The 13,277-nt window shown below is 73.8% G+C and carries 14 protein-coding genes; 8 read left to right on the forward strand and 6 right to left on the reverse strand.

What is annotated here, in order from left to right; genetic code table 11:
- Nucleotides 1-41: 41 nt before the first annotated feature.
- Entirely contained in the window at nucleotides 42-1,469 is a 1,428-nt protein-coding gene (locus tag ABT171_RS03280) for an alpha/beta fold hydrolase (RefSeq protein ID WP_351239254.1), read from the reverse strand.
- A gap of 95 nt (nucleotides 1,470-1,564) precedes the next feature.
- Nucleotides 1,565-3,007, reverse strand: a complete 1,443-nt coding sequence (locus tag ABT171_RS03285; protein ID WP_351239256.1) for an MFS transporter — start codon at nucleotides 3,005-3,007, stop codon at nucleotides 1,565-1,567.
- A 173-nt stretch (nucleotides 3,008-3,180) separates the two neighbouring features.
- Between ABT171_RS03285 and ABT171_RS03290 the strand changes: the two genes are divergently transcribed.
- The 5 genes from ABT171_RS03290 (at nucleotide 3,181) to ABT171_RS03310 (ending at nucleotide 6,886) form a co-directional block, all read left to right on the forward strand.
- Entirely contained in the window at nucleotides 3,181-3,504 is a 324-nt protein-coding gene (locus tag ABT171_RS03290; protein ID WP_351239258.1) for a 2Fe-2S iron-sulfur cluster-binding protein, read from the forward strand.
- Nucleotides 3,504-4,763 (forward strand): NAD(P)/FAD-dependent oxidoreductase, encoded by a 1,260-nt coding sequence (locus ABT171_RS03295; RefSeq protein ID WP_351239260.1) that lies wholly within the window; start codon nucleotides 3,504-3,506, stop codon nucleotides 4,761-4,763. Before ABT171_RS03290 ends, ABT171_RS03295 begins: the two co-directional genes overlap by 1 nt.
- An 80-nt stretch (nucleotides 4,764-4,843) precedes the next feature.
- On the forward strand, nucleotides 4,844-5,365 hold the full coding sequence (locus ABT171_RS03300) for a hypothetical protein (RefSeq protein WP_351239262.1): 522 nt from the start codon (nucleotides 4,844-4,846) through the stop codon (nucleotides 5,363-5,365).
- A 69-nt stretch (nucleotides 5,366-5,434) separates the two neighbouring features.
- Nucleotides 5,435-5,953, forward strand: coding sequence for a hypothetical protein (locus ABT171_RS03305; RefSeq protein ID WP_351239264.1), 519 nt, complete (start codon nucleotides 5,435-5,437; stop codon nucleotides 5,951-5,953).
- A gap of 150 nt (nucleotides 5,954-6,103) precedes the next feature.
- Nucleotides 6,104-6,886 carry a VOC family protein gene (locus tag ABT171_RS03310; RefSeq protein WP_351239266.1) on the forward strand — a complete coding sequence of 261 codons (783 nt, stop codon included), beginning with the start codon at nucleotides 6,104-6,106 and terminating at the stop codon, nucleotides 6,884-6,886.
- A gap of 99 nt (nucleotides 6,887-6,985) precedes the next feature.
- Here ABT171_RS03310 and ABT171_RS03315 read toward each other — a convergent pair whose 3' ends face one another.
- From ABT171_RS03315 to ABT171_RS03325, 3 genes are all read right to left on the reverse strand, one after another.
- Nucleotides 6,986-8,209, reverse strand: coding sequence for a cytochrome P450 (locus ABT171_RS03315; protein WP_351239268.1), 1,224 nt, complete (start codon nucleotides 8,207-8,209; stop codon nucleotides 6,986-6,988).
- A 96-nt stretch (nucleotides 8,210-8,305) separates the two neighbouring features.
- Nucleotides 8,306-9,430: an acyl-CoA dehydrogenase family protein gene (locus ABT171_RS03320; RefSeq protein ID WP_351239270.1), complete on the reverse strand. Its 1,125-nt coding sequence runs from the start codon at nucleotides 9,428-9,430 to the stop codon at nucleotides 8,306-8,308.
- Between the two features lie 30 nt (nucleotides 9,431-9,460).
- Entirely contained in the window at nucleotides 9,461-9,946 is a 486-nt protein-coding gene (locus ABT171_RS03325) for an SRPBCC family protein (protein ID WP_351239272.1), read from the reverse strand.
- 259 nt (nucleotides 9,947-10,205) lie between these two features.
- Here ABT171_RS03325 and ABT171_RS03330 point away from each other — a divergent pair, with 259 nt between their 5' ends.
- From ABT171_RS03330 to ABT171_RS03340, 3 genes are read left to right on the forward strand one after another with little or no spacing between them, the layout of a single operon-like run.
- Nucleotides 10,206-10,991, forward strand: a complete 786-nt coding sequence (locus tag ABT171_RS03330) for an SDR family NAD(P)-dependent oxidoreductase (RefSeq protein WP_351239274.1) — start codon at nucleotides 10,206-10,208, stop codon at nucleotides 10,989-10,991.
- A gap of 13 nt (nucleotides 10,992-11,004) precedes the next feature.
- The gene (locus ABT171_RS03335; RefSeq protein WP_351239276.1) at nucleotides 11,005-11,562 is read left to right on the forward strand and encodes a flavin reductase family protein; all 558 of its coding nucleotides are present in this window, start codon (nucleotides 11,005-11,007) and stop codon (nucleotides 11,560-11,562) included.
- Nucleotides 11,559-12,476, forward strand: coding sequence for an MBL fold metallo-hydrolase (locus ABT171_RS03340; protein ID WP_351239278.1), 918 nt, complete (start codon nucleotides 11,559-11,561; stop codon nucleotides 12,474-12,476). Before ABT171_RS03335 ends, ABT171_RS03340 begins: the two co-directional genes overlap by 4 nt.
- A gap of 71 nt (nucleotides 12,477-12,547) precedes the next feature.
- On the opposite strand, the gene ABT171_RS03345 is transcribed toward ABT171_RS03340, so the two are convergent.
- Nucleotides 12,548-13,012 (reverse strand): nuclear transport factor 2 family protein, encoded by a 465-nt coding sequence (locus ABT171_RS03345; protein ID WP_351239280.1) that lies wholly within the window; start codon nucleotides 13,010-13,012, stop codon nucleotides 12,548-12,550.
- Between the last annotated feature and the right edge of the window lie 265 nt (nucleotides 13,013-13,277).

Genomic DNA, 13,277 nt, shown 5'->3' on the forward strand with positions numbered 1-13,277 from the left:
TTCGGTACCGGGCCCCTCGCCCATGCCGGCCGGTGCCGGGGTCAGGCCGGGTCGGCGGCGATGTCCGGGCGCGGGGTGCGGCCCGGGCAGGTGGCGCGGGGGGCCGGCAGCTCGCCGTCGACGAGGTAGCGGTGGACGACGGCGTCGACGTAGGGGTTGCCGCCGAGCACGTACACCTCGTGCTCGCCGGAGTCCTCGACGGTGAGCAGATGGTGGCCGAGGCGTTCCGCCATCGCGACGCCGCCCGCGTAGTGGTCCATCGGGTCACCGTCGGCCTGCACCACCAGGCCCACCGGGTAGCCGTCGCGGACCGGCACGACGGGGGGTTCGGCGGGCTGGAAGGCCCGGAAGGCACCCACCCAGGGCTGGGCGCGCAGCACGCCGTAGCCGTACGGGTAGCGCTCCCGGAACGTCCGCATGTCCTGGTAGTAGACCTCCAGGTCGGCGGGCCAGGCGTGCTCCAGCGTGATGGCCTCCAGGACGCCGCAGCGCAGTGAGCCCTCGCTGTCGTCGGGGCGCCAGGTGCCCTGCTCCTGCAGCAGCCGCCGGCAGGCCTCGGCGTCTCCGGCGGCGGCGGCCTTGTCCAGGTCGCCGACCAGGGTGCCGAGTTCGGCCCACCGGCCGCGGTCGGCCGCGCGGTTGCCGACGGCGCCGTCGAACAGGGTGCGCAGGTGCGGGCCCCGGCCGAGGCCGTCGAGGCGTACGACGACGTCCTCGACCCGGGTGAACACCTTCTTGGGTGCGTCGCCCAGGCCGAAGTGCAGATGGCGGGCGGCCGTCCACTCGGCCCACCGCTCGACGTTGCGCCGCACCGCGTCGCCCTGCCACAGGAACTGCTCGCGCCAGGTCCAGTCGGGGTGGACGCACGAGTCGAGGACGCTGCGGTCGAGGCGGGCGGGGAACAGGGTGCCGTACACGGCTCCGACGTACGCCCCGTAGGCGTATCCGACGAAGTTCAGCTTCTGCTCGCCGAGCACGCCGCGGATCACGTCCATGTCGCGGGCCGTGTTGGGGGTGCTGATGTGGCGGCGCAGCTCGCCGCCGGCGCGGGCGCAGGCCTCCTCGCGCAGCCGCATGTCCTCGGCGAGCTGCGGGAACAGCGCGTCGGGCGGCCGGGAGTCGAACGGGGCTTGGGGGACGGTCACCTCGGCGAGCAGGTTGGTGGAGGCGCCGGTGCCGCGCGGGTCGAAGCCGATCAGGTCGTACACCTCGTGCAGCGGCGTGCCCGCGTACTCGTCGGGCAGCCGGCGGCCGGCGCCCCAGTCGCCGCCGGGGCCTCCGTTGACCCCGAGGAGGATGCCCCGGCGCCGCGCCGGCGCTGTCGCGCGGCGGCGGCTGAGGGCGATCTCGATCCGTTCGCCGCCCGGGTCCGCGTAGTCGCGCGGCACCTGGATCGTCGCGTGTTCGAGCAGCTCGTCGTCGGGGGCCGGCGACCACTGCGGTCGCTGGGCGTAGAAGTCGGTGAGCACCGCGAACCTCCGTTCTGGTCAGGAGGTTCAGCGTCCCGTCGGCGGCTTGAGACATCCTGGACGGCTGGTCGGTCCCGTACGGCGCAGCCGCGTGTCTAGCCGGCCCTGCGCCCCGGCACCGCCAGCGCGGCGAGGAGGCCGAGGGCCGCGAAGACGGCGCCGCCGGTCAGGGCGAGGCCGTAGCCGGAGGCGAGGGCGTGGGGGGTGGGCGCCGATCCCGGGGAGGTCGCCTCGTCGATGCGGTGGGCCGACAGCGCGGCCAGGGTCACCAGGCCGAGGGCGCTGCCGAGCTGGCGCGTGCTGTTGAGCAGTCCGGAGCCCAGGCCCGCCTGGTGGGCCGGCAGGCCGGCGGTGGCGGCGTTCGTCGTCGCGTTGAGCACCGCGCCCATGCCGGAGCCGAGCAGCAGCACGGGGCCCAGCAGGTCCGTGACGTAGGCGGCGTCCGCGTCCGCCCGCGCCAGCCACAGCAGGCCGAGGCAGGACAGCGACAGCCCGCCGAGCAGCACGGGCCGCGGCCCGGTGCGCGGGACCAGCCCGGAGACGCCCCAGCCGCCGAGCGCGATGCCCACCGACAGCGGCAGGTAGCTCAGACCGGTGCGTACGGGGCTGTAGCCGAGGACCTGCTGGAGCAGCAGCGTGAAGAAGTAGAAGGTGCTGAACAGCGCCGCGACGCCGAAGAAGGCGACCAGGTTGGCGGCGGCCACCGAGCGGATCCGGAAGACGTCGAGCGGCACCAGCGGATGCCGGGCGAACCGCGCCTGGATCAGCACGAACAGCCCGAGCAGCGCGGCCCCGCCGGCGAGCGGGGCGAGGACGGCCGCCGACGTCCAGCCGTAGGTGTCCGCCCCGGCGACCGCGCAGACCACCGCCATCAGGCCGAGCGTCACGGTGACGGCACCGGGGACGTCGAGGCGGGGGCGCGGCCCGTCGCGGCGCGGCCCCCGCGGCACGACCCAGCGGACGGCCACGCACAGGACCAGCCCGATGGGCACGTTGACCAGCAGGGTCCAGCGCCAGGACAGCCACTCGGTGATCGCGCCGCCGGCCAGCACCCCGACCGCCCCCGCCGCCCCGGACACCCCGCTCCACCAGCCGAAGGCCTTCGCCCGTGCCCGCGGCCGGGTGAACGTCGTGCCGAGCACGGTCAGCGTGGCGGGCGCCATGACGGCGGCGCCCAGCCCCTGGAAGGCGCGGGCCGCGATCAGGGTCGCGGGGCTGTGCGCCGCCCCGCCGACGGCGCTGGCGAGCGTGAACAGGCCGACGCCGGCGAGGAAGATCCTGCGCTGCCCGAACAGGTCGGCGAGTCTGCCGCCGAGCAGCAGGAAGCCGCACACGACGACGGTGTAGGCGTTGTTGACCAGCTGCAGGTGGTGCCGGTCGAAGTGCAGGTCCCCGGCGATGGCGGGCAGTGCCACGTTGACCACCGAGGCGTCGAGCACGTTCATGAACTGGCCCAGGCAGCAGGCGGCGAGGACGAGCCCGAGCCGCGGCCCGGTGCGGACGGGCGTCGCGGCGGGGCGCACGGTCGAAGCGGTCATGCGGGCACGCTGGGCCCGGACGGTCGACGGCCGATCGCGGCCGGGTCGAGCCGTACGGCCCCGGCCAGCCGCCTAAAGGTGCGCTCAAGGGCGTCTCAAGACCCGGCGCCCACAGTCCCCCTCCGTACGTGTCCGTACGTGAGGGCCGGACGACATTCCCCGAGGAGAGCGCCATGGCCAAGATCACCTATCTGCATCCCAACGGCACCGCCACCGTCGTCGACGTCCAGGCACCCAACACGGTCATGCGCGGCGCGAAACTCCACAACATCGACGGCATCGAGGCGCAGTGCGGCGGCTCCGCGCAGTGCGGCACCTGCCACGTCTACGTCGACGAGAACAGCACCGTGCCGCTGCCGGCGATGGACTCCGTCGAGGACGACGTGCTGTACGGCACGGCCTGCCCCCGCCGGGAGACCAGCCGGCTCAGCTGCCAGCTGCCGGTCAGCGAGGAGCTGGACGGGCTCGTGGTGCACCTGCCCGAGGCGCAGAGCTGATGGCCGCCCGGGGGGTCGTCGTCATCGGCGCCGGGCAGGGCGGCCTGGACACGGCGGCCGCGCTGCGCGCCAAGGGCTACGGCGGACCGGTCACCCTGGTCGGCGAGGAGCCGGTGCCGCCGTACCAGCGGCCGCCGCTGTCCAAGGGCTTCCTCACCGGCGCCACCGGCCACCACGAACTGACGCTGCGCACCGAGTCGTTCTTCGCCGACCAGGACATCACCCTCGTCTGCGGTGACCGGGCCGAGCGCGTCGACGTGGACGTGCAGCGGGTCCGGCTGGCCTCGGGCGGCACGCTGCGCTACGACAAGCTGGTCCTCGCCACCGGTTCCCGGCCGCGCACCCTGCCCGTGCCCGGCATGGACCTGTCCGGTGTGCTGACCCTGCGCACCCTCGCGGACGCCGAGGCCCTGCGCGGCCTGCTGTCCGGGCCGCCCCGGCAGGTCGTGGTGCTCGGCGCCGGGTTCGTCGGCCTGGAGACGGCCGCCACCGCACGCGGCCTGGGCCACGACGTCACCGTGGTGGAGGCGCAGCGCCGCGTCCTCGCCCGCGCGCTCACCCCGCGGATGTCCGCCTGGCTGGCCGGCCGGCACCAGCGGCAGGGGGTACGGCTGCTGCTCGGCGCGGAGGTCACGGCCCTGCACGGAACCGCCGCGGGCGAGGTCGCCGGAGTGCAGCTGCTGGACGGCCGGCGGCTGCCCGCGGACCTCGTGGTCGTCGGCGTCGGCGCGCTGCCCGAGACCCGGCTCGCCGCCGAGGCCGGGCTCCTCGTCGGCGACGGCGTCATCGTCGACCAGTGGCTGCGCACGGACGACCGGTCCGTGTACGCCGTCGGCGACTGCGCCCGTTTCCCCAGCGCCCGGCAAGGGCGCCACATTCGCCTGGAGTCGGTGCAGAACGCATCGGACCAGGCCCGGTGTGTGGCCGCCGCGATCTGCGGCGAGTCCGCCCCGTACACCGCGGTCCCCTGGTTCTGGTCCGAGCAGTACGCGCTGCGGCTGCAGATGGCCGGACTGACCGCGGGGCACGACGAGACGGTGACCGTCGGCGATCCCGACGGGGCCCGCTTCTCCGTGCTCTGTTTCCGCCAGGGCCGGCTGACCGGCGCCGAGTCGGTCGGCAGGCCCGCGGACCACGCCATCGCCCGCCGCCTGCTGGCGTCCGGCACCGGCCCCTCCCCCGCCGAGGCCCGCACCCCGGGCTTCGACCTCAAGTCCTTCGTCATGAGGCCGGCTTCACCGGCCCCGGCGCCCGCATGACACCACCCGCGGACCGGCCGGACCAGAGCACCGGAAACCGGCACCAGCACCAGCACCGGCACAAGAGAGGCTGACCCCACATGTCCGAGACCAGATCGACCACAGTCACCCGTACCCGCCGCACCCTGCTGGCGTCGCTGACCGTGTCCGCCGCGATCGCCGGGGCGCTGACCCTGTCGGCGGCGCCCAGTGGCGCGGCTCCCGCCACCGACTCCCTGGTCGGCACCTGGGACCTCACGGTCTCCGTCACCACCCCGGACGGCGGCACGGCCGTCACCACGCCGCGCTTCGTGTTCGCCCCGGACCACCGGCTGTCGGCGGAGGGCCCCAAGGACAGCGACGGTGTGCCCGCCTACGTCGCCCACGGCTTCTGGAACGAGGACGACCGCGGCGACATAGCGATGTACATCAGCCACAACGGCCGTCCGGACGGCGCCTACCTCGGTGCCGTACAGGCCGAGCACATCGGGCACCTCAGCCGGCACGGCACCCGTTTCAGCACCCACGCCTACGCCTTCACCACCCAGCAGGACGGCACCACTCAGGGCCCCATCCCGGTCAGCGCACAGGCCGTCAAGGTGTCCGACGCCACCACGCGGTGACCCACGCCGCGCGGGCCGGCGCGGCAGGAACGAGTCAGACCCCACCCCCACGTCCGAGAGGTTCCCCCCATGTCTGACACCGGCACGACCACTCCTGTGCGGCCCCGCCGCGCCACCCTGCGAGCCCTCGGCCTGTGGCTCGCCCTGGTGGCCGCGGTACTCACCGGGGCCGCCTCCACCGCCGCCGCCGAGGACTCCCCGGCGGTGTCCCCGGTGGGCACCTGGACCACCGCCGTCACCATCGGCACCGGGCCGGACGCGGTGACCTCGACATCGCACTTCACCTTCGCGGCCGACCACACGCTGACCACGGACGGCGCGCCCGGGCCGGACGGCAGGCCCCAGTACCCGGGCACCGGCTACTGGACGGCGCGGCCCGACGGTTCGTTCGCGTTCTCCATCACGCACGGCGGACCCGACGTGGCCGACGGCGGCGGCACCTACCCGGGCACCGTGTACGCGGTCCACCAGGGCCGGGTCCGCGGCGACACCTTCACCACGACCGCCGTGGCGTTCACCGTCGTCGAGAAGACCGGTGCCCGCCTCGGCCCCATCACGGTCAGCGCGCTGGGCACCCGGGTGTCCTGATCCCCGCGCGGCCCACCGCGTCCTCGGCCCGTGCCCGGCTCCTTCCCCTTGAGCCGGGCGCGGGCCGTTCTCGTCCGCCGCTCCAGCGGACTCCCCTAGCGTGCGCCGTGACACGTCTGTGCACCCCCGTTGCAACGAAATGAGGCAGACATGACCGCATTCGCCGCCGGATCCCCGTGCTGGGTCGACGTCAGCGTCCCCGACCTGGACGCCGCGCGACGCTTCTACGGTGCGCTCCTCGGCTGGACCTTCGAGCCGGGTGACGAGCGGTTCGGCTTCTACACGCCGGCGCTGAAGGACGGCAAGAACGTCGCGGCCCTCGCGGCCGCGCAGGGCGGTGCCCCCGCCGCCTGGAACCTGTACTTCGCCACCCCGGACGCGCAGGACCTGGCCCGGCGCATCGGGGAGGCCGGCGGCAAGGTCGTGGTGGAGCCGACCGCGATCGGCGACGCCGGCACCCTGCTGGTGGCGACCGACCCGGGCGGGGCGCACTTCGGCGCCTGGCAGCCGGGCACCCGTGCGGGGTTCGACGTCCAGGGGGTGCCCGGCTCGTTCTTCTGGCCGGAGATCTACACCCGGGACAAGGCCGCCGTCGACCCGTTCTACGAGACCGTGTTCGGCTTCACCGGGCAGCAGATCTCCGAGGGCCCCTTCGACTTCAAGCTGTGGTTCCAGCAGGGCAACCCGCAGCCGGTCGCCGGCCGCCTGCAGATGGGCGAGTTCATCCCGGCCGACGTCCCCGCGCACGCCCTCGTCTACTTCTCGGTGGCGGACACCGACGAGACGGTGGCGAAGGTGCTGGAGCTCGGCGGCAGTGTGAGCCGTGAGCCGTCGGACAGCCCGTTCGGGCGCTCCGCCCTCGTCGCCGACGACCAGGGCGCCCGGTTCGCGGTGATGGGCCCGGTCAAGGACGCCGGCGCCGCCGCGAGCTGACCGCCGCAGCCCGCGCCGCCGTAGCCGAAAGAGCCGGTCCCGGAACCCCTGGCGGGTTCCGGGACCGGCTCTTGTGTGCTGTCCGCGAGGCGGCTGCGCTCAGTCCCCCCAGACCACCGGCAGGCTGGTCAGCGTGTGGTTGATCTCGCCTACGTGCCAGGGCAGTTCGGACTCGGGCACGGCCAGGCGCAGATCGGGGAAGCGGGTCAGCAGACCCTCGATGGCGATCACCAGCTCCATGCGGCCCAGGTGCTTGCCCAGGCAGTAGTGCAGACCGTGCCCGAAGGAGATGTGCGGGTTGTGCGCGCGGGCCAGGTCGAGGCGGTCCGGGTCGGAGAAGACGGTCTCGTCCCGGTTGGCGGAGGCCAGGGCCAGCAGCACCGCATCGCCCTTGCGGATGGTCACGCCGCCGACCTCGATGTCCTCGGCCGCGATCCGCGGGAACCCGGAGGTGTCGGTGGCGAACAGGTTGACGTGCCGCAGGAGTTCCTCGACGGCCACCGGGATCCGGGAGCGGTCCTCGCGCAGCCAGTCCCACTGGTCGCGGGCGTCCACCAGCAGCGCCAGCACCGAGTTGGCGAGCTGGTTGGCGGTGGTGTCGAAACCGGCGCCGATCAGCGTGAAGCCGAAGGTGACCAGCTCCTGCTCGCTGAGCCGGTCGTCGTTGTCGCGGGCGGCTATCAGCTCGGAGAGCATGTCGTCGGTGGGGTGGGCGCGCTTCTCGGCGATGAGGCCGACGATGTACTCGCTGAGCTTGGCGAGCCCGTCGAGGGACTCCTTGCCGCCGGCCCGCTCGTCGACGGTGGCGAAGGCGCGGGCCCACTTCTCGAAGGTCCGCAGGTCCTCGGCGGGCACGCCGAGCAGCTCACCGATGACGGTCAGCGGCAGCGGCACCGCGAACTCCTGCACCAGGTCGGCCGTGCCGCCGCGGGCCTGGATGCCGTCGAGCAGCTCGTCGCAGACCTTCTGCACGTTGTCCCGCATGCGCTCGATCCGGCGCATCGTGAAGGCGCCGGCCACCAGTTTGCGCAGCCGGGAGTGTTCCGGCGAGTCCAGCGAGATGATCATCTCGGGGGTGGTGTGCATGGTGCCGCCGATCCGGGGGGCGCCCTCGCCACAGGCCATGGCCCGGCTCAGCCGGGGATCGGCGGACAGCTCCCGCACGTCCTGGTAGCGGGTCACCAGCCAGGCGTCCACCCCGCCCGCGGTGCGCACCTTGACCACCGGCCGGGTCTGGCGCAGCTCCGCGTAGCGCGGTGCCGGTCCCCGGTACGACGAACCGGGCAGGGGGTACACATCGGATTCCTGAAGGGCAGTCACCATGACTCCTTCGCTGTAGCCGCCAAGGTCTCCACCACCGTAGGAACCGGTGATGGAGACCAAGTCGGCTGGAACTGGAGCCGGTTGGCGCCCGCGGCCTCAGTCGTCGGCGGGGCCGAGCAGCACCGTGGCGTAGTTCTTGCGGGCCGCGGTGTCGTACTGCAGGGCGACATGGCTGGTGGCCGAGGTGACGTCCCGCCATATCCGCTGCAGGGCGTGCGTCTCCCCGAGGCCGCCGGTGCCGGTGGCACGGACCAGCAGCTCCAGGGCGTCCTGGAGGAGTTCGGCCGAGAAGGTGGCGTTGCGCTCGTTGCGGGCCATCAGCTCGGGCGTGAAGGCGCGTGTGTCCAGGACGCCGGCGTTCTGCTCGACGAGGTGCCGGGCCGCGTCGATGCGCCCGGAGGCCCGTACGAGCCTGGTCTCGGCGGTGACGGTGCGCTTGCGCCCGGTCAGCAGCCCGCCCGCCGCCCGCAGCGCGCCGGCGGCGGCGCCCACCACGGGGGCGATGAAGGTCAGCCCGCCGACGGCCTGGAACGGCACGTTGTGCGCGGGCACCTCGGACGTGGCGTTGCGCCCGCTGAGCATGTCGGCGCGGGCGAACGACAGATGGTCCGGTACGAGGACGTCGTCGACGACGACCGTGTGGCTGCCGGTGGCCCGCATCCCCACGCTGTCCCAGGTCTGCTCGACGCTGAACGAACCCTGCGGCAGCGCGAAGAACCGCAGCTCGGGCGGCCCGTCGCCGTCCGGCTGTGCCACCGCCGCGCACAGCAGCGCCCAGTCGGCGAAGTCGATGCCGCTGACGTAGGCCCAGCGGCCCGCGAGCCGCCAGCCGCCGTCGGCCGGCCGGGCCCGCCCGGCCGGCATGAGCCCTGTGGCGATGACCGTGTCCGGGCTCTCGCCCCACAGCGCCCGGTGCCCCTCGGCGGGCAGGTGGGCGGCGAACCGCGCCGAGTACGCGGCCAGGGACGCGCACCACGCGGTGGCCGCACAGCCCTCGCCGACGGTGAGGACCGCGCGGGTCAGCTCACCGAACGTGCCCTCGCTGCCACCCCACCGCCCGGCCACGAAGTGCCGGGCGAACCCGGCCTCGGTCAGTGCCTCGGTGACGGCCGGGGCGAGCGCGCGCCGCCGGTCCGCCTCGGGGGCGTGCTCGGCCGCGAGCAGCGCCAGCTTGTCGGCGGCGGGGAGCAGTCCTGTTGCGTTGTCGGAGTCGTGTCCCATCCCTGTGACCTCCTGTCGTGACGAGACCGGTCAGACGCCGCGCGCGACGGCCTGCGCGAAGCGCTCCAGGGTCTCCCCCGGGCTGGGGCCGTCCAGGGCGCGGAAGATCCGCTCGGCGCCCTCGCCGTGCCGGTGCAGCTTGACGTGTGCGAGCGACACCCTGGTGTGCGTGGCGTCGACGGGCTCGAAGTCGACCTCGATCTCGCTGGCCCGCTCGTCGTCCGGGATGGACTGCCAGTTGCCGTCGATGCGCCAGGTCATGACGAGCCGGCGACCCGGCTGCCACTCCAGGACGCGGCCCCAGGCGATCTCGGTGCCCGCCACGTCCCACTCGTAGTAGCGGCCGCCGACGCCCGGGTCGAAGGCGAGTCCGGCCCGCTCCTTCTTGACCAGTACGTGGGAGTCCGGCCACCACTCGGCGGGGTGCTCGGTGAACACCCGGAAACAGTCGGCGGGAGTGGCCGCCACGGTCACCGACTTCCGTACGTCGGGGATGGTCTGGGTCTGCTCGGGCACGGGTCCTCCTCGTCAGCGGCTGCACAGGTTCGGCCACGCTGGCGTGCGGGGCTCGACATGTACTGGAGGCCGGGTCGCTCTGCAGGTGGTGCCGCGACGGGTCGTCCTTCGGCTGCCGCGCCGTCGTGGCCGGTCGCGCAGTTCCCCGCGCCCCCATGGGCGCCGTCCGCGCCCGACTCCGGCAAAAGGCGACCGTCGTCCTAGGCCCCGCCGCCACGGTCGTCCCGTCCCCGGCCCCACGACCTCTTGGGAGAGCACGATGACAGAAGCGGGACGACGGGTTGCCTTCGTCACCGGCGCGACCAGCGGGATCGGGCTGGCCGTGACCGAACTGCTGGCCCGGCAGGGGGCGGCGGTGTTCGGGGTGGCGCGTGCCGAGGAAAGCGTCACCGCGGTGGTGAAGCGGCTGCGCGAGGAGGGCCTGGAGGTCTCCGGCGCGGTCTGCGACGTCACCTCCAGCGAGCAGGTGAGGGCCGCCGTTCAGGCGGCGGTGGCCGCGTACGGGCGGATCGACATCCTCGTCAACAACGCGGGCCGGGGCGGGGGCGGCGTCACCGCCGAACTGCCGGACGCCCTGTGGCTCGACGTGATCGACACCAACCTCAACGGCACGTTCCGGGTGACCCGCGAGGTGCTGAGCACCGGGCGGATGCGGGACGGCGACTGGGGCCGCATCATCAACATCGCCTCCACCGGCGGCAAGCAGGGCGTCGAGCTGGCCGCGCCGTACTCGGCCTCCAAGCACGGCGTCGTCGGCTTCACCAAGGCCGTGGGCAAGGAGCTGGCGAAGACCGGCATCACGGTGAACGCGGTGTGCCCCGGTTATGTCGAGACGCCGATGGCGCAGCGGGTCCGGCAGGGCTACGCCGACCACTACGGCGTGAGCGAGCAGGACATGCTCCAGAAGTTCAACGCGAAGATCCCGCTGGGCCGTTACTCCACGCCCGAGGAGGTGGCCGGCCTGGTCGGCTATCTCGCCTCGGACACCGCCGCCTCCATCACCGCCCAGGCGCTCAACGTCTGCGGCGGCCTGGGCAACTACTGAAGGAGCCTGACCGATGACCGACACCGGTGGCACGCTGCTCGCCGAACCCACCACCGACGTCGCCGCCTTCCGGGCCGCGATGGGCCGCTTCCCCACCGGGGTCACCCTGCTCACGCGGGGCAGCGGCGACGACACGATCGTCATGACCCTCAACAGTCTGATCTCGGTGTCCCTCGATCCGATGCTGCTGCTGGTCTCGGTCAAGGCGGACGGCCGGATGCGTCCGCGGATCGTGCGCGGCGGGGGCTTCGCCGTGAACGTGCTCAGCGAGCCGCAGCGCGACCTGGCCCAGGAGTTCTGCCGCCCGGACCGCCCGGCGGGCCGGGCCGCGATGGCGCGCCTCGGCGCGGTCGCGGGCCGGCTCGGCCACGCCGTGATCCCCTCGGCCGAGGCGTACTTCGAGTGCGAGCTGTACGACGAGCACGAGGCCGGCGACCACGTCCTGCTCATCGGCCGGGTGGCGACGGTGCACGACCGGCCCGGTGAGGCGCGGCCGCTGGTCTTCCACCGCGGCGCGTACGCGCACCTCGCCGCCGCGCCGGCCGCGGCGGACCGGGGCAGGGCGGCATGAGCGCTCCGGTCCAGGCACCGCCGTCGCTGGAGCGGGTGGCGGAGGGGGTGTACGCGTATGTGCAGCCCGGCGGCGGATGGTGTGTGAACAACGCGGGTCTGGTGGTCGGCGGGGACCGCGCGGTCCTCGTCGACACGGCGGCCACCGAGGCCCGTACCCGGCGGCTGCGCGAGGCCGTCGAGCGGGTCGTGCCCGGCGGGGTGGACTTCGTGGTCAACACCCACTTCCATGGCGACCACACCTTCGGCAACGGCCAGTTCACGCCCCGGGCGCTGGTCGTCGCCCACGCCGGGACCCGGGCGGACAGCGCGGAGGCGGGTCTGCACCTGCGCGGGCTGTGGCCGCAGGTGGAGTGGGGCGGGACGCCGCTCACCCTGCCCTCGGTCACCTTCGAGGACACGCTGACCCTGCACACGGGCGGCCCGCGGGCCGAGCTGCTCCATGTGGGCCCCGCGCACACCGCGAACGATGTGGTGGTGTGGGTCCCGGAGCAGGCGGTGCTGTTCGCCGGCGACGTCGTGTGGTCGGGTGTCACCCCCTACGTCCTGATGGGCTCGGTCACCGGTTCGCTGGAGGCGCTGCGGCGGCTGCGCGCGCTGGGCCCGCGTACCGTGGTCCCGGGCCACGGGCCGGTCGGCGGCCCGGAGTTGCTGGACTTCACGGAGGCGTACCTCCGGCTGCTCGGCCGCCTGGCCGCGGACGGCCTGCGCGACGGCCTGACCCCGCTTGAGGCCGCGCGGCGCGCCGACCTCGGCGAGTTCGCCGCCCTGGTCGACGCCGAGCGTCTGGTGGGCAATCTGCACCGCGCCTACGCCGAGCAGCAGGGCCTGGCCCCGGGCGCCCGGCTCGACGTCGTGGCGTCCTTCAAGGAGATGGTCGCCTTCCACGGCGGGCTGCCCGCCTGCCACGCGTGACACGCGCACAGGGGATGCGCCGGACGGTCGTACACCGTCCGGCGCATCCCCTGTGCGCTGTCCTCCCGGGCTCAGCCGGCGTGCACGGGCGGCTCCACCGGGGTGTCGCGGTGGATCACCCGGCGCCTGGTGTAGAGCGCGCCGCCCCGGCGCACCAGCTCGTCCTCGACGGTGAAGGTCGGCTCGAAGACGACGTTGCCCTCCCGGTCGGTCTGGGTGACGAGCGAGTAGTACGACACGTGCAGGGTGTCCGCGTCGGCCGGGTCCGGCTCGATCAGCACATGGTCGAACCAGTGCCGTACCGCGATGTCGCGGTAGCGGGGCAGCGCGGCCCGCATCCCCGCGAGCATCTCCTCCCGCCCGCGCTGCACGGCCCCGCCCGCGTGGACGACCTCCCCGTCCTCGGTGAACGTGGCGGCGAACCCCTCGATGTCCAGCGCGTCGACCCGGCGCATCTGCCGTGCGTAGAACGTCCGGACCTCGGCGTAGACCTCCCCGGAGACCTGCGCGTACGTCTTCCTGACCGCCTGGGACACGGCGTCTCCCCTCAGTGACAACGGCCGCCCGGCTGAGGCGGCCCGACCACCCCCACGCTGCCCGCTCCCGCTCCAGGCCCGCTGGAGGCCCGGTCAGCCGGAGGCCGAGTTTTCTTTACGCTTCCCTGACGCCCCGGCCGCATCCGCCGGGCCCCGCCGCGATGTCCTCCCGGTTGTCCTGTACCGGACGAAGGAACGCGTCGGAGATGGGAGTGCCATGGAAGGCACCGTCGTCGCAGTGGTCGTCGTAGTACTGCTCCTGCTG

Origin of the sequence: Streptomyces sp. NPDC001851 (genome assembly GCF_040297165.1) — a bacterium.
Lineage (GTDB): Bacteria > Actinomycetota > Actinomycetes > Streptomycetales > Streptomycetaceae > Streptomyces.